At 68.0% G+C, this 23,444-nt stretch carries 19 protein-coding genes and 2 pseudogenes; 14 read left to right on the forward strand and 7 right to left on the reverse strand.

Features of this window, described 5'->3' with window-relative positions; genetic code table 11:
* Nucleotides 1-16 precede the first annotated feature (16 nt).
* From BST11_RS03435 to BST11_RS03455, 5 genes and pseudogenes are all read left to right on the forward strand, one after another.
* Nucleotides 17-1,727: pseudogene (locus tag BST11_RS03435) on the forward strand (FAD-binding protein).
* A 2-nt stretch (nt 1,728-1,729) separates the two neighbouring features.
* The gene (locus tag BST11_RS03440) at nt 1,730-3,046 is read left to right on the forward strand and encodes an LLM class flavin-dependent oxidoreductase (RefSeq protein WP_083136601.1); all 1,317 of its coding nucleotides are present in this window, start codon (nt 1,730-1,732) and stop codon (nt 3,044-3,046) included.
* Between the two features lie 49 nt (nt 3,047-3,095).
* A complete protein-coding gene (locus tag BST11_RS03445) occupies nt 3,096-3,905 on the forward strand; it encodes a coniferyl-alcohol dehydrogenase (protein WP_083136602.1) in 810 nt (269 codons plus the stop codon).
* On the forward strand, nt 3,893-4,885 hold the full coding sequence (locus tag BST11_RS03450; protein WP_083136603.1) for a cyclase family protein: 993 nt from the start codon (nt 3,893-3,895) through the stop codon (nt 4,883-4,885). Before BST11_RS03445 ends, BST11_RS03450 begins: the two co-directional genes overlap by 13 nt.
* A complete protein-coding gene (locus tag BST11_RS03455; protein ID WP_083136604.1) occupies nt 4,885-5,739 on the forward strand; it encodes an alpha/beta fold hydrolase in 855 nt (284 codons plus the stop codon). The genes BST11_RS03450 and BST11_RS03455 overlap by 1 nt, the downstream gene beginning before the upstream one ends.
* On the opposite strand, the gene BST11_RS03460 is transcribed toward BST11_RS03455, so the two are convergent.
* From BST11_RS03460 to BST11_RS03475, 4 genes are all read right to left on the reverse strand, one after another.
* Nucleotides 5,727-7,331 (reverse strand): multicopper oxidase family protein, encoded by a 1,605-nt coding sequence (locus BST11_RS03460; protein WP_083136605.1) that lies wholly within the window; start codon nt 7,329-7,331, stop codon nt 5,727-5,729. The two genes, BST11_RS03455 and BST11_RS03460, sit on opposite strands and share 13 nt — an antisense overlap.
* A 147-nt stretch (nt 7,332-7,478) precedes the next feature.
* Nucleotides 7,479-8,345: an ABC transporter substrate-binding protein gene (locus tag BST11_RS03465; protein WP_083136606.1), complete on the reverse strand. Its 867-nt coding sequence runs from the start codon at nt 8,343-8,345 to the stop codon at nt 7,479-7,481.
* Between the two features lie 13 nt (nt 8,346-8,358).
* Nucleotides 8,359-9,102 (reverse strand): SDR family NAD(P)-dependent oxidoreductase, encoded by a 744-nt coding sequence (locus BST11_RS03470; protein WP_244897483.1) that lies wholly within the window; start codon nt 9,100-9,102, stop codon nt 8,359-8,361.
* 9 nt (nt 9,103-9,111) lie between these two features.
* Nucleotides 9,112-9,879 (reverse strand): SDR family oxidoreductase, encoded by a 768-nt coding sequence (locus tag BST11_RS03475; RefSeq protein ID WP_083136608.1) that lies wholly within the window; start codon nt 9,877-9,879, stop codon nt 9,112-9,114.
* A 148-nt stretch (nt 9,880-10,027) separates the two neighbouring features.
* Between BST11_RS03475 and BST11_RS03480 the strand changes: the two genes are divergently transcribed.
* The 9 genes and pseudogenes from BST11_RS03480 to BST11_RS28350 all read left to right on the forward strand — a co-directional run.
* Entirely contained in the window at nt 10,028-10,846 is an 819-nt protein-coding gene (locus BST11_RS03480) for an SDR family NAD(P)-dependent oxidoreductase (protein WP_067327433.1), read from the forward strand.
* 102 nt (nt 10,847-10,948) lie between these two features.
* The gene (locus tag BST11_RS03485) at nt 10,949-11,626 is read left to right on the forward strand and encodes a TetR/AcrR family transcriptional regulator (RefSeq protein ID WP_067327437.1); all 678 of its coding nucleotides are present in this window, start codon (nt 10,949-10,951) and stop codon (nt 11,624-11,626) included.
* Nucleotides 11,627-11,637: 11 nt separating this feature from the next.
* Nucleotides 11,638-11,832, forward strand: coding sequence for a ferredoxin (locus BST11_RS03490; protein WP_067327441.1), 195 nt, complete (start codon nt 11,638-11,640; stop codon nt 11,830-11,832).
* A gap of 1 nt (nt 11,833) precedes the next feature.
* On the forward strand, nt 11,834-13,078 hold the full coding sequence (locus BST11_RS03495; protein WP_083136609.1) for a cytochrome P450: 1,245 nt from the start codon (nt 11,834-11,836) through the stop codon (nt 13,076-13,078).
* A gap of 160 nt (nt 13,079-13,238) precedes the next feature.
* A complete protein-coding gene (locus tag BST11_RS03500) occupies nt 13,239-14,300 on the forward strand; it encodes an amidohydrolase family protein (RefSeq protein ID WP_205781717.1) in 1,062 nt (353 codons plus the stop codon).
* 10 nt (nt 14,301-14,310) lie between these two features.
* Nucleotides 14,311-15,573 (forward strand): M24 family metallopeptidase, encoded by a 1,263-nt coding sequence (locus BST11_RS03505; RefSeq protein WP_083136610.1) that lies wholly within the window; start codon nt 14,311-14,313, stop codon nt 15,571-15,573.
* Nucleotides 15,563-16,684 (forward strand): M24 family metallopeptidase, encoded by a 1,122-nt coding sequence (locus tag BST11_RS03510; RefSeq protein ID WP_083136611.1) that lies wholly within the window; start codon nt 15,563-15,565, stop codon nt 16,682-16,684. Before BST11_RS03505 ends, BST11_RS03510 begins: the two co-directional genes overlap by 11 nt.
* Complete coding sequence (locus BST11_RS03515; protein ID WP_083136612.1) at nt 16,681-19,125, forward strand: CaiB/BaiF CoA transferase family protein; 2,445 nt, start codon at nt 16,681-16,683, stop codon at nt 19,123-19,125. The genes BST11_RS03510 and BST11_RS03515 overlap by 4 nt, the downstream gene beginning before the upstream one ends.
* A gap of 349 nt (nt 19,126-19,474) precedes the next feature.
* Nucleotides 19,475-20,050 (forward strand): annotated as a pseudogene (locus BST11_RS28350) (PPE family protein); the annotation flags it as partial.
* 442 nt (nt 20,051-20,492) lie between these two features.
* On the opposite strand, the gene BST11_RS03525 reads toward BST11_RS28350, so the two are convergent.
* From BST11_RS03525 to BST11_RS03535, 3 genes are read right to left on the reverse strand one after another with little or no spacing between them, the layout of a single operon-like run.
* Nucleotides 20,493-21,329 (reverse strand): SDR family NAD(P)-dependent oxidoreductase, encoded by an 837-nt coding sequence (locus BST11_RS03525; RefSeq protein ID WP_142276186.1) that lies wholly within the window; start codon nt 21,327-21,329, stop codon nt 20,493-20,495.
* A gap of 19 nt (nt 21,330-21,348) precedes the next feature.
* Entirely contained in the window at nt 21,349-22,197 is an 849-nt protein-coding gene (locus BST11_RS03530) for a mycofactocin-coupled SDR family oxidoreductase (RefSeq protein ID WP_083136614.1), read from the reverse strand.
* A gap of 41 nt (nt 22,198-22,238) precedes the next feature.
* Nucleotides 22,239-23,441, reverse strand: coding sequence for a cytochrome P450 (locus tag BST11_RS03535; RefSeq protein WP_083136615.1), 1,203 nt, complete (start codon nt 23,439-23,441; stop codon nt 22,239-22,241).
* Between the last annotated feature and the right edge of the window lie 3 nt (nt 23,442-23,444).

Here is a 23,444-nt window from a genome sequence, read left to right on the forward strand (position 1 = left end):
GGACGGGTTCGACCACATGGTCGACGTGCTCATCGTCGGGTCCGGCGGCGGCGGAATGTCGGCCGCGCTCACCGCGCAGGCGTCCGGTCTGGACGCGTTGGTGGTGGAGAAATCGTCGTATTTCGGCGGCTCCACGGCGCTTTCGGGCGGCGGCATCTGGGTGCCCGGGGCGCCCGCACAACGCAGGGAGGGCTACACCCCTTCACCCGAAGGCGTCGTCGAATACCTGCTGAAGATCACCGAGGGCCTGGTCAGCGAGGCGCGGATACGGCAATACGTCGAGGCCGCGCCGCGGATGCTCGAGTTCCTCGAAAGCTATTCGGAATGGTTCGAATTCGTCTGGAAACCCGGCTACGCCGACTATTACCCGGAATTGCCGGGCGGCTCCGAACTCGGCAGCACGATCAACGTCCCGCCGATCGACCTGCGCAAGCTGGGCGCCGACGAGCAGCACCTGCTCAAGCCCCTGGCGCTCGCCCCGAGGGGAATCTGGCTGGGTCCCAAGGAGCTGCGCACCTTCTACCGGATCCGGCAGTCCTGGGCCGGCAAGGGCATTCTGCTGAAGCTGATCGCGCGGATGGTGCGGGCCAGGGTGTTCGGCGAGCGGATGGCGGCGATCGGACAGTCACTTGCGGCCCGGCTCAGGCTGGCCATGAAAGAGCGCGGCATCCCGCTGTGGCTCGACTCGCCGATGGCCGAGTTGCTCACCGACGCCGACGGGGCGGTCACCGGTGCGGTGGTGGAACGAGACGGCACGCCGCAGCGGATCGGCGCGCGCCGCGCGGTCATCCTCGCGTCCGGGGGCTTCGACCACGACCTGGCCTGGCGTAAAGAGCAGCTGCCGGTTATCGAGCAGGACTGGAGCTTCGGTAATCCGGCCGCGATGGGTGATGGCATCCGAGCTGGTCAAAAGGTCGGCGCCGCAACTGAATTGCTTGACGAGGCGTGGTGGTTCCCGGCAATCCAATGGCCGGACGGCCGCATGCAGTTCATGCTCAACGAACGGATGATGCCGGCGCAATTCATCGTCAACGGCGACGGGAAACGCTTCATCAACGAGGCGGCGCCCTACATGGATTTCGGTCACGCCATGATCGACGGCCAGAAGACCGGGGTCACCCACATTCCCTGCTGGCTCATCACCGACCACCGGTCCTGGAACCGCTACGTCATCGGCGGTCACCTGCCGATACCGAAAATGCCCGGCGCGCCGGTCCCCACCGGGCGAAAGGTACCGCGGGCGTGGCTGGAGTCGGGGGTGGTCAAGTCGGCGATGGACTGGGACGACATGGCGGCCAAGGTCGGCGTCCCGGCCCGGCAGCTGGCCGAAACCGCCCACCGTTTCAACGAACTCGCGCGCAAGGGCCACGACGACGACTTCAACCGCGGCGACAGCGTGTACGACAACTACTACGGCGACCCGACACTGCCCAACCCCAACCTGCACCCCCTGGGCGACCCGCCGTACTACGCGTTCCGCGTCGTGCTGGGCGATCTGGGCACCTCGGGTGGCCTGCGAACCGACGAATATGCCCGGGTGTTGCGGCCCGACGACACCGTGGTGCCCGGACTGTACGCGGTGGGCAACACCGCCGCCCCGGTCATGGGCCGCAGCTACGCCGGCGCCGGGGCGACCATAGGTCCGGCCATGACGTTCGGCTTCGTCGCAGCGAAACACGTTGCGGCCCATACGACCGGCCAGACCCATTAGTTCTCATAGGAGGTAACGATGAAAATTTCGCTGTTCTACGAGTTCGCCCTGCCCCGCCCGTGGGTGCCGGATGACGAACGGATCCTGTTGCAGGACTGCCTGGACGAGGTCGAGGCCGCGGACAAGGCGGGCTTCTCCACCGTCTGGCTCACCGAGCACCACTTCCTCGAGGAATACTGTCATTCCACCGCGCCGGAGATCTTCCTCGCCGCGGCCAGTCAGCGCACCAAGAACATCCGGCTCGGATTCGGGATCATGCACATGCCGCCGGCCGTCAACCACCCGGCCCGTGTCGCCGAACGCATCGCCACCCTCGACCTGCTCTCCAACGGGCGCGTCGAGTTCGGCACCGGCGAATCCTCGTCCGTCGGTGAGCTCGGCGGGTTCAACATCGACCCCGCCGACAAACGTGCGCAATGGGAGGAGGCCCTCGAGGTCGCGATCCGCTGCATGATCGAGGAGCCCTTCTCGGGCTTCGCGGGGGAGCACATCCAGATGCCGGCCCGCAACGTCATTCCCAAGCCGATGCAAAAGCCGCACCCCCCGGTCTGGGTTGCCTGCACGCGGCCGGCCAGCGTGCAGATGGCCGCCCAAAAGGCCATTGGCGCACTCAGCTTCGCCTACACCGGTCCCGGGCCGCTCACCGAACGGGTCAACGGCTACTACAAGGAGTTCGAGGAGAACGGGGTCCCGGTCACGCCGCGGATCAACCCGAACATCCTGGCCATCGGCGGCGATCTGTCGATGATGGTCGCCAAGTCCGACGAGCAGGCGCTCGAGCGCCTCGGGCAGGGCGGTGGATTCTTCTCGTTCGGGATCATGCACTACTACATGACCGGCGTGCACACCCCCGGGCGTACCGGCGTCTGGAAGCGCTACCTCGAAGAGGTCGAGAAGGACCCGACGCTGGCCTACGGCCCCGGGCGTGGCGCGATCGGCTCCCCGGCCACAGTGCGCGAATTCCTGCGTGGCTACGAGGAAAGCGGGGTCGACGAGATCATCCTGCTGCTCAACCCGCGCAGCCACGAGGGCACCATGGAGTCCATCGAGCTGATGGGTAAGGAGGTGCTGCCCGAGTTCCTCGAGCGCGACGAGAAGGCCGTGGCCGACAAGGCCGCGCGGTTGGCGCCGGTCATCGAGAAGGTCGAGGCGCGCCGGCCAAAGTCCACCGCGCCGGAGTTCGACGAGAATTACTCGTTCGGCGGCCTGCCCACCGGCCGGGGCGGTAAGTTCACCGCCAGCGAGATCCCCGAGGCCATGGCGGAGATCAACGAGGGCCGCGTCCAGGCGGCGCAGCGCCTCAAAGAGGAGCAGGCGAAGAAGCACGGCAAGTGATACCGGCGGCCCTCTTGATTTAGGAAGAGCGGTGGGACGAGTCGACGGGATGTGGCGCTACGACGGCCGCCGTGCGGTGGTGACCGGGTGCGCGTCGGGCATCGGCGAACACGTGGCGCGGCAGCTCACCGAACTCGGGGCCGACGTCGTCGGGCTGGATAGGCTCCGGCCGCCGTTGGAGATCAACGAGTTTCACGAGCTCGACCTCGCCGACCCGGTTTCGATCGAACGCGCCGTCGCGTCCGTCGACGGACCCGTCGACGCGCTGTTCAACGTCGCCGGCGTCTCGTCGGGGATCGGCGACCCGCCGCTGGTCGTCACCATCAACTTCCTGGGAACGCGACAGCTCACCGAGGCGCTGATCCCGAAGATGGTCGCCGGATCGTCGATCGCGAGCGTGTCCTCGCTCGCGGCGGCCGGCTACCGCGAACACCTGCGGGACGTCGCGCCGCTGCTGAACACCGCGACGATGCGGGAGGGCATCGACTGGTGTCACGATCATCCCGATGCGGTGGGCACCGGCTACCAGCTCTCCAAGGAAGCGCTCATCCTCTACAGCATGCGCAGCGCTACACCACTGGGCGCGCGCGGAATTCGCATCAATTGCACGGGTCCCGGGGTCACCGAAACACCCATCCTCGACCAGCTGCGGTCGGCCTACGGGCAGGGGTTCCTCGACGACATCCCCAAGCCGCTGGGCCGCGTGTCAGACCCCGCCGAACAGGCGTCGGTCCTGGTGTTTCTGAATAGCCGTGCGGCCAGCTACATCTCGGGTCAGGTGCTGTGGGTCGACGGCGGAAACGTGGGCGCCGCGATCGCCCGGGAACTCGAGGAAGGACGGGCCCCGTGGCCAGCTTGACCGACTTTCGCAAGGCCGCCCGCGACGTCTCCAACTGGGGCCGCTGGGGCGACGACGACGAGCTCGGCACGCTCAACTTCATCACCGCCGACAAGGTCGCCCACGCCGCGACCCTGGTGCGGCACGGCAAGGTCTTCCCCCTCGGTGTGGACTTCGGCGCGTCGGGCCCGCAGGGCGCCTTCGAGTTTCGGCACAACCCCGTGCACGTCATGACCGTGGACGGGGGTGACGTGAACACGCTGGCCAAATACGGCCCCGGGTGGGCGCGAAACCCGGTGGCCAAGCAGCTGAGTGGGTACATGACCGCCGACAACCCGTTCCGGTTCAACGACGACATGATCATCATGCCGCTGCAGGCGGCCAGTCAGTGGGACGCGCTGTCGCACGTCTACTACGACGACCGCCTCTACAACGGCTTCCCCGCGGACTCGGTCACCAGCATGGGCGCCTTCCACTGCGGCATCGACAAGGTCGACGTCAAGGGCATCACGTCGCGTGGCGTGCTGCTCGATCTGGTCCGGCACCGCGGCGCGGAGGTGTTCCTGGAGGCCGGAAATCCGATCACCCCCGAGGAACTCGACGACGTCGTTCGCGCGCAGGGCGTTTCGGTCGGGCGAGGCGACATCGTGTTGATCCGGACCGGTTGGTGGGCAAGGTTTCTGCAGACCGGCAACAAGACGGAAGGCTACTCGGGGCTGGACTGGCGATGCGCCGCGTGGCTGCACGATCACGAGCTCGCCGCGGTCGCGGCCGACAACCTCCAGGTCGAAGACCTGGTATCCGGTGTCGAGGGCATAACCTTCCCCCTGCACCTGCTGTGCCTGCGCGACATGGGGATGATCTTCGGCGAGTACTGGGATCTCACCGCGCTGGCCGACGACTGCGCGGCCGACGGCGTCTACGATTTCCAGCTCATCGCGCCGCCGCTGAGGGTCGTCGGCGCCGTCGGCTCCCCGGTGAACCCGATTGCGATCAAGTGATGGGGGTCCGGCGCAAGACCGTGCTGGTCGACGGCCTGACCACCAGCTATCTGGAGGCCGGCGAAGGCGACCCCGTGGTGCTGCTGCATGGCGGTGAGTTCGGAGGCAGCGCCGAACTCGGCTGGGAACGCAACATCGCCGCCCTCGCCGCCCACCACTGGGTGCTGGCGCCGGACCAACTGGGGTTCGGGCAGTCGGCGAAGGTCATCGACTTCGTCGACGGCCGCGGTATGCGGATTCGGCACGTGGCGCGCTTCTGCGAGGTGCTCGGCGTCGACTCGGCGCACTTCGTCGGCAACTCGATGGGCGCCATCAACCTGCTCACCGACATCACCTCGGATGCCCCGTTGTTGCCGATCCGCTCCTTGGTGGTCATCTGCGGCGGCGGGGAGATCCAGCAGAACCGGCACTTCGATGCGCTGCAGCAGTACGACGCCACCCTGCCGGCGATGCGGCGCATCGTCGAGGCGCTGTTCCACAACCCGGGCTACCCCGCCGACGAGGGCTACGTGCGGCGCCGCTACGAGTCGAGCACAGCGCCCGGCGCGTGGGAAGCCGTGGCGGCGGCGCGGTTTCGCCGCCCCGGCGCGAGGCCGTCCGCGACCCCGTCGAGCGCCCGGGCCTACGAGCGCATCGGCGTGCCGACGCTGGTCGTCGAGGGGGGAGAGGACAAACTCCTTCCCGCCGGCTGGGCCGACTCAATCGCGAAGCAGATCGACGGCGCCCGCTCGGCGGTGGTGGGCGACGCCGGTCACTGCCCGCAGATCGAGCAGTCGGCAACGGTCAACGAGTTGCTCCTCGATTTTTTCGCGACCGCCGACACTCGGCAGACCCAAAGGACTCAGAAAACGTAGTCCAGCCGGGTCTGCATCCCGGCCTCCTGGTGGTAGGTGTTGTGGCAGTGCAACATCCACCGGCCCGGATTGTCGGCGACCAGCACGGCGCGCAACTTCTGCCGGGGCAGCACGATGAGGGTGTCCTTGCGCGCGCCGGGGCCGCCATCGGCCTTGATCACTTGAAAAGTGTGCCCGTGCAGGTGAATCGGGTGATACATCGTCGTGGTGTTGTCGAAGGTGATGGTGGGCCGGTCGCCCTGCCGGACGTGCAGCGGATCGGCCCTGCTGCTGTACGGCTTTCCGTTGATCGTCCAGTTGTATTGCGCCATGTTGCCGCCCAGCACCACCGGCAGGTCGAGGCCGGCCTGTGGCCGGCCCAGGTTGACCGGCGTTGTCGCCGTGAACATTTCCACCGTCCCCACCCGCTGGTTGAGTTGGTCGGGCTGAAAGTCCGGGTCGGGCGGGCTGCCCGTACCGGTCGACAGCAGCGCGCGCGCCAAACCGTTCTTCCCCTCGGCGAGCGCGACCAGTGGGAACACCCCGTCGGCGGCGGTGACGATGACGTCGTAGCGTTCGGCCATGCCGATGAGCAGCGCGTCGACGGGCGTGGGCATCACGGGGTAGCCGTCGGTGTGGGTGACGGTCATCGAATGGCCGGCCAGCGCGACGCGAAACGTCGTGCCGGAGCCGCTGTTGATGAAGCGGATTCTGATGCGCTGGCCCGGCTTGGCGTGGAAGGTGGTGGCGGCCGCCGGAATTCGCCCGTTGACCAGATAGTACGGGTAATCGATGTCACCTGTCTCGCCGCCGAGCAGTTCGCTTTCGCCTGTGCCGTCGCCCGACGTCCCGGGCGCTCCCGACCTCCCGGTCGCCTCAGTCGTCTCGGTCGTCTCGCTCGCCGAGGTCGTCGGGCTTGTTGTCGTCGTCGACGGGGGCGTCGGAGGCGGGCTGGGCTTGTCCGGGCTGGTGAGTGCGTTGTAGAGCTGCTGCGGGCTTTTTCCGAGGCCGTCCGTCCAATCGTCGAGGACGACAATCCATTCGGCGTCGTAGTTGCCCTCGGTCGGATCGTCGACGATGACCGGCAGATACAGACCCATGTCGGCGTCGAGGCCGGTGTGCGGATGGGCCCAATAGGTACCCGAATTGGGTACGGAGAAGCGGTAAGTGAAGTCTTGGCCGGCCGGGATGTTCGGGGTGGCCGGTGCCGCGCCGTCCATGTCGTTGCGCAGCGCGATGCCATGCCAATGCACCGATGTCGGACGGTCGAGCCGGTTCGAGACCGCGACGACGAGCTCGTCCCCGACCTTCGCGCGGATCGGCGGTCCCGGGATGCTGTTGCCGTAGGCGAACGTCCGGACGATTGGCCCGCCCAAATCGAATTGCGCCTGCTGCGCCGTCAGGCTGGCTGTCACGGTGCGCCCGCTGTGCGGCCGCGCGGCCTCGGCCGCCTCGATGGCGGCGGCCAGCTGGGCAGAGACGCCCGATACCTGGGAGGTCGATCGGCCACAGGCCGCCAGCGCCAATCCGCCGGCGATGGCCGCCGCCAGGAAGCCGCGACGGGTGAGCCGCGCCTGGTCGAAGGGGGCCCCGCTGGCGGGTTGAGCAGGCATGCAATGCTCCTCGTGTCCGGTCGGTTCGCCCCCGCGCCTTACACCGTGCAGGTCCGGTGGCCGGACCGCAAGGACCGGCGCGGCCACCGGTTAGGTTATGCACTGCGCGGCGTGCAGGTGGGCCAATCGCCCCAAATCCGTTGGCGGCTATCGGGCGGCGGCGTAGATCGGCTCGGCCGGTGCCGCGCGAACACCGAGCTCGGCCGCGACGGCGTCGACCGCGCGGCGTGCGACCTCGAGGTCCACCCGGCCGTCGTCGGTGAAGTACGGACCGATGTAGCGCTCGTAGTGGCGTTGCGCCTCGTTGCGCGTCAGCCGGTTCAGAAACGACGCGACGTAATCGACGGCGAGTTCGGGGCGTTGGGCAAGCGTGTGCAGGGCGCGCCGGTTGGCCCGAACCACCGCCTGCACCGCGGGGCTGTCGGTGTGAACGCGGGCCGCGTCCACCGCCACTCCGACGGTGGGGATTTGAAAATGATCTCCCACCCAGGCCAGCACGTGAAAGCCCTCCTCCTCGGCGACCTGGTCGGGTGCGAGCGTGCTTCCGACATACGCGGCATCGACCGACCCATCGCGCAGCCTTCGCAGATCCATCTGGTAGTCGCCCGGGGCCCGCGCCACGCACGTTAGGTCGCGGTCGGGGTCAAGGCCGCACCGGCGCAGCACGATCCGGGCAAAGCATCCCGGCGCGGTGTGGGCCGGGTGCACCGCCAGCCGGCGCCCGCGAAGATCCTCCATGGAGTTGACGCCGGGACCGCCGAGGAACCAGAACAACGGGCGGTGGGTGTTCACGCTCAGGACGGTCCATTCGATGCCATCGGTCAACCGCGACAGCAGGGCGCGCCCGAGGCCGATGGTCGCACACGCGCGCAGTCGCTCTGTGCCCCAGCCGATCCCGTCCCGCACGGCGACATGGACACCTTCGTCCTCGAAGTAGCCCTCCTGATCGGCGACGTAGGCGACCAGTTCTTCGTGAATGCCGCGCCCGACGTAGGCCAAATCGATCGTCTCCATAACGGTCGACCCTTCAGTCCATTGCCAGGCCGCCGTTGACCGGCAGGTAGTGCCCGGTGGTGAAACCGGAGTCCTCGCTTGCTAAGAACGCGATCGCGAGGGCCACCTCGTCTGGAGTGACGAGCCGTCCCATCGGTGCTTCCGCCCCCAGCTCGCGCACCCGCTCCGGAGTGAGTTGCCCGGTCACCGCCGTCCCGCCGACGGTGGCCGGTGCGACGAGGTTGGCGGTGATCCCGTGCGGCGCCAGCTCGAGTGCGACGTAGCGAACGAACTGGTCCAGGGCCGCCTTTGCCGTGCCGAGCGCGATCATCCCGTCGCGGGGGCGGCGCGACAGCCCGGTGCTGAGAAAAATCAGCCGGCCGTAGCCGCGGGAAATCATCGCGGGCACAACGGCCTTCGTCAGCATGTACGCCGCGTGCAGCTCGGCGTTCACCTTGCCGCCGAGCTGCTCCCACGTGAGGTCGGCAAACGAGGTCACGGCGAAGGGAATCAGCGCGTTGTGCACCAGCACATCCACCCCGCCCCAGCGCTGTGCGATGTCGTCGGCCATGGCGGCGATTTCCTCGGGCACGGTGACGTCGGCCCGGATCGCGACGGCGTCGCCACCGGCCGAGGTGATCGCGGCAACCACCTCTTCGGCCTCGGGCGCGCTGGCGCGGTAGTTGACCGCCACCCGAAATCCGCGTCCGGCGAGAACCCGTGCCGTCGCCGCCCCGATTCCCCGGCTGGCGCCGGTGATCATCGCAACGGGAGGCACCCGTCGCTCCTAGTGCGCGCCGCTGGGCGTGCGAGAGGCCAGCCAATCGCCGTAGCGGGTCGGGTAGATCGTCGGGTCCTCGCCGTCGGTGGGAACAATCGTGTGCTCGTCGAGCTTGGTGCCGAAGTAGCGGGCCTCGGCGTCGCCGACCACCTGACGTGGGTCGCCGGACGCGGCAAGGGCCGCCCGGATGAACTCGTCCATGCCCCGCTTTTCGGGCCCGGCGATGTTGGTCATGCCGTTGGTCGGATCGCTGATCGTTGCGCCGGCAACGGCCGTGGCGACGTCCTTGGCGGCGATGGGCTGAAACGCCCCGCGCGGCAGGCGGACCGTGTCGCCGTCGGTGGCCGAGTCCGCGATGGCGTTGACGAATTCGAAGAACTGCGTCGCCCGCACGATCGAATACCGGGCGCCCGACTCCTCGATCAACTTCTCCTGGGCAACCTTGGCGCGCATGTAGCCGCTGTCCGGGGCGCGGTCGGCACCGACGATGGAGAGTGCGACGTGGTGCTGCACGCCGGCCTCGCGCTCGGCGGCGAGGAGGTTCTTAGTCGACGTGGTGAAGAAGTGCATGACGGGTTCGTCGTCGAAGGACGGCGAGTTGGACACGTCCACCACCGTGTGCACGCCCGCCACCGCTTCGGCGAGGCCCGCACCGGTGACGCTGTCGACACCCGAGCGCGGTGAGGCCGAGACGGCCTCGTGCCCCAGCTGCGTCAGATTGGCGATGACCTGCGAGCCGATGAGCCCGGTGCCGCCGATGACCAGGATCTTCATTATCGAGCCTCCCGAGTTTGCGATGAACTGGCCACCTCAGCATCGTCCCCGTGCCCGCGGCAACAGCACCCGGGTGGAGATGACGCGGCAAATACCCGCTTAAATCAACTGCTTGACTTAACGCGGCCGCCGCCGATTAACTCGTCGTGTGGTCAACGAACTCGCGGGCAAGGTAGCCATCGTCACGGGCGGCGCGTCCGGTCTGGGCCGGGGCATGGTGGAGAGGTTCGTCGCCGAGGGCGCGCGCGTCGTGATCGCCGACGTCGAGCCTGACCACGGTGAAGCGCTGGCGGCGGGCCTGGGCCCCGATGCCAGCTTCCGGCGTGCCGACGTCTCCGATCCCGAACAGGTCGGCGCGCTGGTGGCCGCGGCCGTCGAGACGTTCGGTGGCCTGGACGTGATGGTCAACAACGCCGGGATTTCGAGCAAGATGCATCGCCGGTTCTTCGACGACGACCTGGCCGATTTTCACCGCGTGATGGAGGTCAACGTGCTGGGCGTGATGGCGGGCACCCGGGAAGCCGGCAGGCACATGGCCGAGCACGGCGGCGGTTCCATCATCAACGTGACCTCGATCGGAGGTATCCAGGCCGGCGCCGGCGTGATGACCTACCGCGCATCGAAGGCCGCCGTCATCCAGTTCACCAAGTGCGCGGCAATCGAACTGGCGCACTACGAAATTCGGGTCAACGCCATCGCGCCGGGCAACATTCCCACGCCGATCGTGTCGAAGTCGGCGGTGAACATGGACCCCGAGCAGATCGTGCGGTTCGAGGCGAAGATTCGCCAGACGATGCGGGAGGACCGCCCGCTGAAGCGCGAAGGCACGCCCGACGACGTCGCCGAGGCGGCGCTGTACTTCGCCACCGACCGGTCGCGCTATGTCACCGGCACCGTGCTGCCGGTGGATGGCGGGACGTCCGCGGGCAAGCCGGTTCGTCGGAGTGCGTCGGGCAAGAGCGACTGACAATCGAAGGCGTCCCATCCGCATGAAGTGCTGTGTCTCAGCCGGCCCAACTCTTTAAATCAAGCGCTTGACTTAATGCAACCCGCGCGGTTGACTGGCGCAATGACCACGACGGCGACCAAGGCAGGCAGGGCCGTTCGCAGCGAGCGGGCCAGCTCCACCCAGGAGGCGATCCTGGTGGCGGCCGAGCGGCTGTATGCCGAGCACGGCATGTTCGCCGTGTCGAACCGGCAGGTCAGCGAGGCCGCCGGGCAGGGCAACAACGCCGCGGTGGGCTACCACTTCGGCACCAAGGCCGACCTGGTGCGCGCCATCGAGCAGAAGCACCGCGGGCCCGTCGAGCGACTCCGCGAACGGATGGTGGCCGAGCTGCTGGATTCCGGAGGGACCGTGGAGATGCGCGACTGGGTGGCCTGCCTGGTGCGTCCGCTCACCGACCATCTCGCGGACCTCGGCAATCCCACCTGGTACGCGCGCTTCGCCGCGCAGGCGATGACCGATCCGGCCTACTACAACATCATCGTCAAGGGTGCGCTCAGCTCGCCGTCGCTGGTCCAGGTCGTCGACGGCATCAACAGCTGCCTGCCCAATCTGCCGCCCGAGGTGTGTTTCGAACGCAACATCATGGCCCGAAATCTGTTGATGCACACCTGCGCCGACCGGGAACGCGCGTTGGCCGCGGGTTCATCGATGCACCAACAGTCCTGGCGGGCCGCGGCTTCCGGTCTCATCGACGCGATCGTGGGCCTGTGGCTGGCGCCCGTGACGCCGGACGAGTAGGGGGCCCGCAGATGAAAGTGACTGTCGACCAAAACATTTGCGCCTCCTCGGGCAACTGCGTGATGAACGCGCCCGAGGTGTTCGACCAGCGGGACGACGACGGGGTGGTCGTCTTGCTCAACCCCAATCCCACGGCCGAGCAGGCCGAGGGCGCGCGCCGCGCGGCGGCGGCATGCCCCGCCCTGGCCATCCACATCGAGGAATGACATGTCGGAAGCGTTGACGAGCACTACCACCACCACAGGGGCCGAGATCCCCGACTACCCGATGGCCCGGCGGTCGGGCTGCCCCTTCGCGCCGCCACCGGACGTGATGGCGCTCGCGGAAACCAGGCCGTTGTCCCGCGTGCGGATCTGGGACGGCAGCACACCGTGGCTCATCACCGGCTACGAGCAGGTGCGGGAGCTGTTTTCCGATTCCCGGGTCAGCGTCGACGACCGGGTGCCGGGGTTCCCGCACTGGAACGCGGGCATGTTGTCGACCGTGCACAAGCGGCCGCGATCGGTCTTCACCTCCGACGGGGAGGAGCACACCCGATTCCGGCGGATGTTGTCGAAGCCCTTCACCTTCAAGCGGGTTGAAGCGTTGCGGCCGACCATCCAGCAGGTCACCGACGACCACATCGACGCGATGCTCGCCGGACCGCGGCCCGCCGATGTCGTCACCGCGCTGGCCCTGCCGGTCCCCTCGCTGGTGATCAGTCAGCTGCTGGGGGTGCCGTACGAAGACGCCGACATGTTCCAGCATCACGCCAACGTGGGGCTTGCGCGCTATGCGACGGGGGAGGACACCGCCAAAGGCGCGATGAGCCTCAACAAGTACCTGGCGCGGCTGGTCGAAGCCAAGATGGAAAACCCGGGAGAGGACGCGGTCTCCGACCTGGCCGAGCGCGTCAGGGCGGGCGAGCTCAGCGTGAAAGAGGCCGCGCAGCTGGGCACCGGGCTCCTGATCGCCGGGCACGAGACCACCTCGAACATGATCGGGCTCGGCGTGCTGGCGCTGCTGGAAAACCCGGACCAGCTTGCGATCATCCGCGACTCCGAAGACCCCAAGATCGTCGCCAACGCGGTCGAGGAGCTGCTGCGCTACCTCAGCATCATCCAGAACGGCCAGCGCCGTGTGGCCCTCGAGGACATCTCCATCGCCGGCGAGGTCATCCGGGCCGGCGAGGGCATCATCATCGACCTGGCCCCGGCGAACTGGGACCGGCACGCCTTTACCGAGCCCGATCGCCTGTACCTGCACCGCTCTGGGGCGGACCGCAACGTCGCATTCGGTTACGGACGGCACCAATGCGTCGGGCAGCAGCTGGCCCGCGCGGAGCTGCAAATCGTGTACCGCACATTGTTCCGCCGTGTCCCGACGCTGGCGTTGGCGATCCCGATCGAGGAGGTGCCGTTCAAGGACGACCGGCTGGCCTACGGCGTCTACGAACTGCCGGTGACCTGGTGACGCAAGCTGATTACTCTCGAAGAAGCCGATCCCGATTGGAGGGTCAATGATGACGACTCAGACAAGCACCGTTTCGCTATATCCGCCGGGAGGCTTTGGCGCACCGAAGGATCGGCGCGGGCATGCCAGCGGCAGCGACGTGGGGCTGCCGGAGGGCACGGTGGTCTTCTCGGCCGACAATCACATCTCGCTGGCCGCGGACATCTTCTACGAACGCTTTCCGGACGAGCTCAAGGAGAAGGCGCCACGGATCTGGTACGAGGATGGCGCGTATCAGGTCGGGCGGAAGGGGCAGTCGTTCCTGCCGGGTGACTTCAGCGCGGTGCTGATGCAGTACGACGATCTGCCCGGCGCGGCAAGCACCAACATCGAGGCCCGAATTCAGGAGCTGCACGAGGACGGCGTGGAAAAGGAACTGGCGTTCCCCAACGCGGTGCTGGCGCTGTTCCACTACCCCGACAAGAAGCTGCGCGAACTCGCATTCCGCATCTACAACGAGTACATCGCGGAGCTCCAGGAACGCTCCGACGGCCACTTCTACGGCGCCGGGCTGATCAACTGGTGGGACCCACAGGGCGCGCGGCGCACGCTGGACGAGCTGAAATCTTTGGGGCTCAAGACATTCCTGATGCCGTTGAACCCGGGCAAGGACGATGAGGGTAACCCGATCGACTACGCGAGCACGTCGATGGACGCGGTCTGGGACGAGATCGAGGCCGCCGGACTGCCCGTCACCCACCACATCGGGGAAACGCCGCCGAAAAGCCCGACCGAGTTCAACAGCGTCGTCGTCGGGATGATGATCAACATCGACGGCTTCCGGGAAACGTTCGCCAAGTACATCTTCGGCGGCATCCTCGACCGGCACCCCGCGCTGCGGCTCGGCTGGTTCGAGGGCGGGATCTCGTGGGTGCCGTGGGCGCTGCAGGACGCCGAGCACCTGGTCGCGTCGTATCAGCACATGTTCAACCGGCCGCTGGAGCACGACGTGCGCTACTACTGGGACACCCACATGAGCGCCTCGTTCATGGTCGATCCCCTGGGGCTGCGGCTGATCGACAAGATCGGGGTGGACAAGGTCATGTGGTCCAGCGACTATCCGCACAACGAGAGCACCTACGGCTACTCGGAGAAGTCGCTGGCGTCCGTCGTCGAGGCGCTCGGGCCGGCGGACGCGGCACGGGTGGTCAGCGGCAACGTGACCAAGTTCCTCGGCCTGTAGTGGCGGGCCGATGACGACGTTCGCGCAGGCGAGCACCAGTTCCGTTGGAGGCCTGGTGATTCCCGAAACCCCCGACCTGGCGCGCATGCGCCGCGAGACCGGGGCGCGGTTGCGCTCGGCGATGGCCGAACGCGGCGTCGACGCGATGATCCTGCTCGGCAACAACGCGGTGGTATACGCCACGGGCACCAGTTGGCCGCTCGGCGATGCCGGGCTGTCCTACGTCGAGCGGCCCGTCGCGGTGGTGCTCGCCGGCGACGATTCGCCGCACCTGTTCCTGCCGTTTCGGGAAGGCGCCTCGCTCGAGTCGGACCTGCCGGCCGATCACCTGCACGGACCCGTCTACCTCGAATTCGACGAGGGCGTGCAGAATTTCGCCCGCGTGCTGGCTGACCTGATCCCGGCCGGGGCGAAGGTGGCGGTCGACGAATGCACCGGTGCCATGTCGCGTGCCCACAAGCTGCTGTTCCCCGGCGGCGTTCCCGCCGATGCCAGCGCCGTCGTCGCGGCCGCCAAGGGGATCAAAACGCCCGACGAGCTGTCCTGCATGCGCACCGCGATCCGGATCACCGACGAGGCGATGGTCGACGTCCACAAGGCGCTCGCTCCCGGCATTCGCCAGATCGACCTGTCGGCAAGCTTTTTGCGGCGGGCGTTCGAGTTGGGCGCCACGGCCAGCATGCTGGAGCCGATCTGGCAGGTGATGCCCCCGAGCAAGGCCGAAGGCGTGTGGACCACCCATGGCGACCTGGCGCTGCCGCTGTTGAGCACCGAACGCGAACTCGCCGAAGGTGACGTGCTGTGGACCGACGTCAGCATCACCTACCGGGGCTACTGTTCGGACTTCGGGCGCACCTGGATCGTCGGCCGGGATCCGTCGCCGCGCCAGCAGGCGCAGTTCGACAAATGGTTCGAGATCATGACCGCCGTGCTGGGCGTCGCCAAGGCCGGTGCGACCGCGGCCGACCTGGGCCGGGCCGCGATCAAGGCCAACGGCGGCACCAAGCCGTGGCTGCCGCACTTCTACCTCGGCCACGGCATCGGCGTCAACGCCGCCGAAATGCCCATGATCGGAACGGATCTCGGCCAGGAGTTCGATGAGAATTTCGTCCTGCAAGCGGGGATGGTGCTGGTTCTCGAGCCGGTGGTATGGGAGGACGGCACCGGCGGGTACCGCAGCGAAGAGGTGTTGGTGATCACCGACGACGGTTGGATCAAATTGACCGATTATCCGTACGACCCCTATGGATCCCAGGGCGCCTATGTCCGTTGAAGTTCGCCCCGACGAGCGCGCGCTGCGCTCGGGGCGCCGCCGGCGGGCACTGGAGCAGATGGCGGCGCACGAGCTCGACGTCCTGGTCCTGGGCCGGCAGGCCAACGTTAGGTACGTCACCGGCGCGCCGCAGTTGTGGGTCGCCGGCACCCGCCCGTTCGGCCCGACGTGCGTGCTCGTGCGGGAGACCGGCGCGATCCATCTGCTCAGCACCTGGGATGAGGGCGTGCCGGAGGACATCCCACACGAGAACCTGTACGGCATCTCGTGGAATCCGGTGAACACCATCTCTGCGCTCCAGCGCATCGACGGCGCGGCCACCGCACGCCGTGTCGGTACCGACGCGCTGTCACCGGCGTTCGCCCAGTTGCTGCCGACGGCATTCCCGAACGCCGCGCTGGTCGACGGGGAGCTCGCCATGCGCGCCGCCCGGCGGATCAAGACGGCCGACGAGGTGGCCTCCCTGCGCGAGGCGATCGCGGTGGCCGAGTCCGGTCTGGCCGCCGCGGTCTCCGAGCTGCGACCGGGGGTGAGCGAACAGCTGCTGGCCGGGGTGCTGCTGGAAGCGATGGCGGCCGGCGGGGTGAGTACCCCGTCGAATCAGGATGTCGCCTGGGTGACGTCGCGTGAACACCCGTGGCGGGTCAGCCCCGGTGGCCGCGGCCGCCGCATCGACGAGGGCGACCTGGTCGCCTTCTCGGCCGGGGTCCTGGCGGGCGGCTACGTCGGCGAGGTCGGGCGGACCTGGCCCGTGGGAAGCACCGGCGGCGCCGCCCTCTACCGGCGCTGGGATGGCTTGTGGGCCAGGCTATTAGCGGCCTGCCAGCCCGGCGCCGCGGCCGACGGGCTGCTGGCCGCCTACGCAGCGGCGGGGGAGCCCGCGCCACCGATGCCGGTCGCCCGTGGCCTGGGCATGGGCTTCGACCCGCCCGTCGTCTCCCAGCACCTGCCCCATAGCGCGTCCGCCGAACGGCTGGAGCCGGGGATGGTCCTGGCGGTGACGGGCTACGTCTGGGAGCGGGGTGTCGGTGCGGTCTTCGGCCGGGAGGCGGTGTTGATCAATGCCGACGGCCCCGAAGTGCTGACCTCGAGCCCGTCATGGCAGGAATGAGTGGCCGATCCCGCCCCGAACGGCCAGCAGAACCCTTGGCCGGCTACACGGTGGTCGACCTGTCCACCGGAATTGCGGGCGCCTACTGCACGAAACTCCTCGCCGACGGCGGCGCCGAGGTCGTCAAAGTCGAACCGCCGGAGGGTGATCCGCTGCGGCGTTGGTCGTCGTCGGGTGCCGCCATTCCCGCCGGCGCCGACGGGGCCCTGTTCGGTTACCTGTCCGGCTCCAAGCACAGCGTGGTCGCCGACCCCGGCGTCGGCGCGGACCTCGAGATGGTCAACCGGTTGCTGGAAGCGGCCGACGCGGTGGTCTGGACCAGGGGCTCGAGAATCGCCGAACGGGAGCGCTTCACCCCCGCGGCGATCCACCGCGCGCACCCGCACCTGACCGTCGCCTCGATCACACCGTTCGGGCTGGACGGTCCCTGGCGGGACCGGGCCGCAACCGAATTCACGCTGCAGGCGTGGTCGGGCGGCATCGTGGGGCTGGGACGCGGATCGCCCGAGCGAGCGCCGGTCTACGTCGGCGGGCGCGTCGGCGAATACATGGCCGGCGCCTACGCGAGCGCCGCAACCATGGCGTCGTGGTTTGGTCGCGGCGACGCGGCGGGCCCGGGGGAGCTCATAGACCTGTCGATGCTGGAAACCCAAATCCTTTGCCTGACTTACTTCCCGGTGACCTACTTCGAGATGCTCGGCCGCCCCTGGCGGGACGCGCGGCGGCTCACGGTGCCCGGGGTGGCGCAGGCGAAGGACGGCCTGGTCGACCTCGGCTGCGGCACCGCGCAGCAGTGGTTCGACCTGTGCGCGATGGTCGGCCACCCGGAGTGGATCGACGAGGAATCGCCACTGACGATCACCGAGCAGGCCAACGTCCACGCCGAGGACATCTACGCCTGGGTCGAGGCCAACCTCGTCGACGAGATCCGGGATCTCGCAACGGCATTCCGCATCCCCAACGCGCCGGTCGCCAACGGCGCCAACATCGACGCCCTGGATCATTTCGCCGAACGCGGGTCGTTCGTGCGCAATCCGCGCGGCGACTTTTCCCAGCCCAACCACCCCTACCGCATGCGGCCCGCGGGGCTGCGTCCGCCGGGACCGGCGCCGCGCCTGGGCGAACACACCGCACTGCACCGCGACGCGCCGACCTCGGCGCGCCCGGCCGCGGTGGTCTCCGAGACGCCGAAGCGTCTGCCGTTCACCGGCCTTCGGGTGTTGGACATCACCACGTTCTGGGCCGGGCCGTCCTGCACGCACTTTCTGGCCATGCTCGGCGCCGAGGTCATCCACGTGGAGTCGGCCCGCCGACCGGACGGCACCCGGCTCATCGCCGGCATCCCGGCCGGCGAAGAACGGTGGTGGGACAAGTCGCCGATCTTCGCGGCGCTGAACACCAACAAGAAGGGCCTGGCGCTGGACCTGCAGAACCCGCGGGGCCGGGAGCTGCTGCTGCGGCTCATCGCGTCGTGTGACGTGATTGTGGAGAACTTCACTCCCCGGGTGCTGGACCAGATCGGCCTGGATTTCGCTGCGGTTCAAGCGGTGCGGCCCGATGCGGTGCTGCTGCGGATGCCCGGGTTCGGCCTTGATGGCCCGTGGCGCGACAACCCCGCGTTCGCGTATGCGATCGAGTCGGCCTCGGGCCTGAGCTGGTTGACCGGCTATCCCGACCGCCCACCCTACGAGCCGTATTCGATCGGTGACCCCAATGCCGGCGTGCATGCGCTCAACGCGTTGTTGCTGGCGCTGGAGCATCGCCGGCGCACCGGTCAGGGGGTGCTGGTCGAGGCGGCGATGGTCGATGCGGCGCTGAGCATCTCGGCCGAGCAGATCATCGAGTACACAGCCTACGGCGCCGTGCTGCGGCGCGCCGGCAACCGGGGCCCGACGGCGGCGCCGCAGAACCTCTACCGCACCGCGGACATCGACGAATTCGGCCGGCTCGACAGCTGGGTGGCGATCGCGGTGGAAACCGACGACCAGTGGGAATGCCTGCGCGACGCGCTGGGATCGCCGTCGTGGGCAACGGATCCCACGCTGTCGACCGAGGCGGGGCGGCGCGCGCAGCAGGACTTGATCGACGAACGGCTGGCCGCGTGGTGTCAGCACCGCAGCGGCGACGACATCGTGGCCACCCTCTGGAGCGCGGGCGTGCCGGTGGGCAAGGTGATGCAGCCCCACCGCCAAACGGAGCTGGATCAGCTCGCTCACCGGAACCTTTTCGAGGAGGTCGACCAGCCGTTGAGTGGCCGGGCAAAGCTCAGCACCGTACCCATGAGGTTTTCCGGCGCCCCGGGGCCGTTCCACCGCAGCCCCGCCCCCACGCTCGGGCAGCACAACCACGAGGTGCTGGCCGGGCTCGGCCTGAGCCCCGCCGAGATCGCGGACCTGGAGGCCGCCGGGATCATCGGCAGCGCCCCCGCGCGGCCGTCGTGATCCTGGCCGCCGAGGATTGACCTGCGCCGAGTTTTTGCCGCGGCCGGTTTCGCGCCATTTTCCATGACTTGTCCGCTATTGCGATAACCCTCGGTATCGAATTGGCGGGAATTACCGGTAAAACGGGCCATTGCGCCGTTCTTTCAAAGTCGCGAATACGTAAAAAACGGTCGCGAGAATACTGACAATTCGGCACGTGTCTCATAAGGTTTTTTTGGCGTCACGATGTGTGAATTGTCGTCCTGCCGCCGAGAGTCCTTGGCGGCAGGGGTGTGTCGCGTGCGAGAGCCGCCGGAAGGGAAATGGTGGCAGTCGGTCCGGGAAATCCAACCGGGAAAGGACGGGCATGATGAGTTTCTTGACGTCATCGCCGGAGATCAATTCGGCGCAGCTGTATTCCGGCGCCGGCCCGGGACCGCTGCTCGCCGCCGCGGCGGCCTGGGACGGTCTGGCCGCTGAGCTGGGTTCGGCGGCGAGTTCGTTCGCGTCGGTGACCTCGGAGTTGGCCGGCCAGGCGTGGCAGGGCCCCGCGTCGGTGGCGATGGCAGCTGCGGCCGCCCCGTACGCGCAGTGGCTGGGTCTCGCGGCGACCCAGGCCAGCGGGGCGGCTACCCAGGTCAAGGCGGTCGTCTCCGCGTATGAGACCGCGCGTGCGGCGGTGGTACATCCACTTGCCGTGGCGGCCAATCGAACTGAGATGGTTTCGTTGGTGGTCTCGAACCTGTTCGGGTTCAACGCCCCGGCGATCGCGGAGAAAGAGGCCGAATACGAGCGGATGTGGGCCACGGATGTGGCGGCCATGGTGGGCTATCACGGCTTGGGCTCGGCGGCGGCCGCGCAACTGACGCCGTGGCAGCAGGCGCTGCAGAACCTGTCGGGCCAGGCGGCAGCCGCGGCTGGTCCCAGGCCGGCGGCCACGGCGATTGAGTATGGGCTGATTGCGGCCCTCATCGCCGGGCGGATAAGCGGCGGTAGTCCGGGGCCCGTGGGCCCGCAGCCCGGGGGCCCGATCACCGCGTTCGCGACCGCCGTATCCACGGGCGTTGCATCGGTCGAGAGGTCGGCCACGGCGGTGGCCGGTGAGATGGCGACGGCCGTTGCGCCCGCAGTTCGCGCGATTGTTGCCACCCCGGTCGGTGCCGCCGCGGCCGGGACGGTCTACGAGGTGGCGACCGCGCTCGGTGCCTCCGCGACGACCGTCGCGCAGAGCGCCTCCGCCGCCGGTGCCGCCCTCGAGCACGCGGTCGTTGGCGCAGGTGCGGCCTTCGGTCAGGCGGTCGAGAGAGCGGTGGCCCAAGGATCCCAAGGGATTGTGGCGCTCACTGACGTGTCCGGTTCGTAAATATCACCGGGATCGTCGCGGCGAGCTAGTGCCGCCACCCCTCGGCGGCCTGGTCGTCGAACGTGGCGTCAATCCGTTCGAACCTTCGCCGGATTGACCGCCGGGCCGCCTCGTGCGGCAGGACGTACAACCGGTTGGCCAGGATCGCGTCGGCCGTGAGCCGGGCGACGTCGTCGGCGCCCACCGTGTCGTCCTGCGCCGGCAGCGGCCCGAGGCTCCCCGTGACGTCGGGTGTGGAGGCCAGGCCGTAATCTGCTCCGCGGATGCGCTCCGAGTTGGAGACCAGTTTCGTCTCCACGACCATCGGGCACAGCACCGATACGCCAACGCCGCTGTCTTTGAGCTCGCGGGCCAGCGTCTCCGCCAGGCCGACAACGCCGTATTTGGCGACGCCGTACGCCCCCAGCCCGGTATTGGGGACCAGCCCGGCGAACGACGCGGTGAACGCGAAGTGGCCGCCCGTGCCCTGCTCGAGCAGCCTTGGCACGAAGGCCTCGACCGCGTGGATCGAACCCCACAGGTCGATGTCGATGACCCAGCGCCAGTCGTCGTGCGTCATTTCCGCGATCGGGCCGGCGACCACGATGCCGGCGTTGCTGAAGACGATGTCGACCTGGCCGAGCAGGCGAAAGGCCTCGTCGGCGAGGTGCATCATCTCCTCGAGATGCCGCACGTCGCACATCACGCCGTGCGCCTCGAAGCCCTCGTCACGCAACCGGGCCACGGCTTGTTCGAGCGTGGGCTGGTCGACGTCGGCGAGCACGAGCCTTGCGCCGCGGCGGGCGAACTCGGTGGCGGTGGCCAGGCCGATGCCGCTCGCCCCGCCGGTCACGACCGCCGCGCGGCCCGCAAATTCGGCAATACCAGTCACCGACCGGATGCTACTTAAGGCAGCTCCCCGCATCGATCGGGAGGGTCACTCCGGTGACGTAGCGGGACTCGTCGGAGGCGAAGAACAGCACCGCATTGCTGATGTCGATCGGATCGACCCACGGGATCGGCAGCGTGTGGAACATCTGGCAGATCGGGGCCATGTCGTCCGGGCCGGGGTTTTCCAGGTCGGGCCGGAACATCTTGAACGTTCCCTCGTTGTGCAGCATCGGGGTGCTCACGTGGGTGGGATGCACCGAGTTGACGCGAATCATGTGCTGGCCCAACTCAACTCCGAAGGCGCGCATCAGCCCGACGACACCGTGTTTGGCGGCGACGTAGTGACCGGTGTGCGGGTAAGCCTTGAGCCCGCCCACCGAGCTGGTCAGGATGATCGACCCGCCACGCCCGCCCGCCACGATGTGCGGCACCCCCGCCTTCACGGATTTCCACACCCCCGACAGGTTGACGTCGATCATCTCCGTCCAGTCTTCTTCGCTGGTCTTGTCCAGCGTTTCACCCCCGTTGCCGATGCCGGCGTTCGCCACGATGATGTCCAGCCGGCCCAGCTGCTCGACACCGTTGTCCACGGCCGCCTTCAGCGCGGCGAAGTCGCGCACGTCGACCTCGGCCGTGAAGATTCTGCGGTTTTGGCCCTTGACGAGGTCGGCAGTCTCCGCCAGATCCTCGGGCGTCGACGCCGGAATTGCCGTGTCCGCGAGGCCTTCACGGATGGGCTTGCAGATGTCGACGGCGATGATGTCGGCGCCCTCCTGCGCCAACCGCACCGCGTGGCTGCGGCCCTGACCGCGCGCCGCCCCGGTGATGAAAGCGACCTTGCCCTCAACACGTCCAGTCATGGCTACCTCAATTCTCGTAACTGGTTGATAGTCGGCACGCCTCAGCGGAGAACGGCCGGCATTGTCTCCCATCCCCGCACGGTGGACGTCGGGGAGAGCTTGGCCTCGGCGAGGTCGACGTCCCACTCGGGGAAGCGCTTCAGGATCTCTTCGAGGGCGATGCGACCCTCGAGGCGGGCCAGCGCCGACCCGAGGCAGTAGTGGGTGCCGACGCTGAAGGTCAGGTGCTGGTGGGCCTCGCGCCGGGTGTCGAAAACGTCTCCGTCCGGCGGGAATTGGCGGTGATCGCGGTTGGCCGCGCCGATCAGCATGATCATGACGCTGCCCGCGGGTACCGGCTGGCCGTAATACTCGACGTCCCGGGTGACGTACCTGGCGACGTGCGGCGCGGGCGGTTCGAAGCGCAACAGCTCCTCGATGGCCGCCGGTATCAACGACGGATCCGCGACCAACTCACGTCGCTGGTCGGGGTGCTCGGCCAAAACCTTTCCGGCCCAGCCGATCAGCCGGGTGGTGGTCTCGTTTCCGGCACCGGACACGACGCTGATGTAGGTGAGCAGTTCCTCGCGGCGGAGCCGGCGGACCGTCCCGGTCTCGTCCTCGAACTCCGCGTGCAGCAGTTCGGTCATGATGTCGTCGGAGGGGTGTTCGGCACGCCAGTCGATGAATTGACCGAAGAACTCGCCATCCATCATGTGATCGGCGGTGGCATCCATCGGCTTGCCGGCCTCGGTGCGCAGGTTGGCGTTGGCGCGGTCGCGCGCGGCCTCCTGGAACTCCTCGGGAACGCCCAGCAGCATGCCGATGACCCGCATCGGCATCTGCGCCCCGAGATCCGCGACGAAGTCGAACCGGCCCGCGCCGATCAGCGGATCCAAACTGCGCGCACAGAATTCGCGGATCTTCGGTTCGAGGTCGTTGATCTTGCGCGGGGTGAACATCCGCGACAGCAACTTTCGGTGCACGTCGTGGATCGGCGGATCCTCGAACAGCAGCACGCCCGGTGGGATGTCGATGTTCGCCTTGATCAGCTCGAGTATCGCGCCCCGCGCCGAACTGAACGTCTGGTAGTCGACCAGGGCGCGGTTGACGTCGTCGAACCGGCTCAGCGCGTAGAAGTCGTGTTGCTCGTTGTAGTACAGCGGCGACTCTTCGCGCAGCCGCAGAAACATCGGATACGGGTCGGCGTTGAGCCTCACGTCGTACGGATCGAAGTAGATTTCGCTGGCCGCGCTCAATGTCACCGG

This window comes from Mycobacterium alsense (genome assembly GCF_002086635.1).
GTDB lineage: Bacteria > Actinomycetota > Actinomycetes > Mycobacteriales > Mycobacteriaceae > Mycobacterium > Mycobacterium alsense.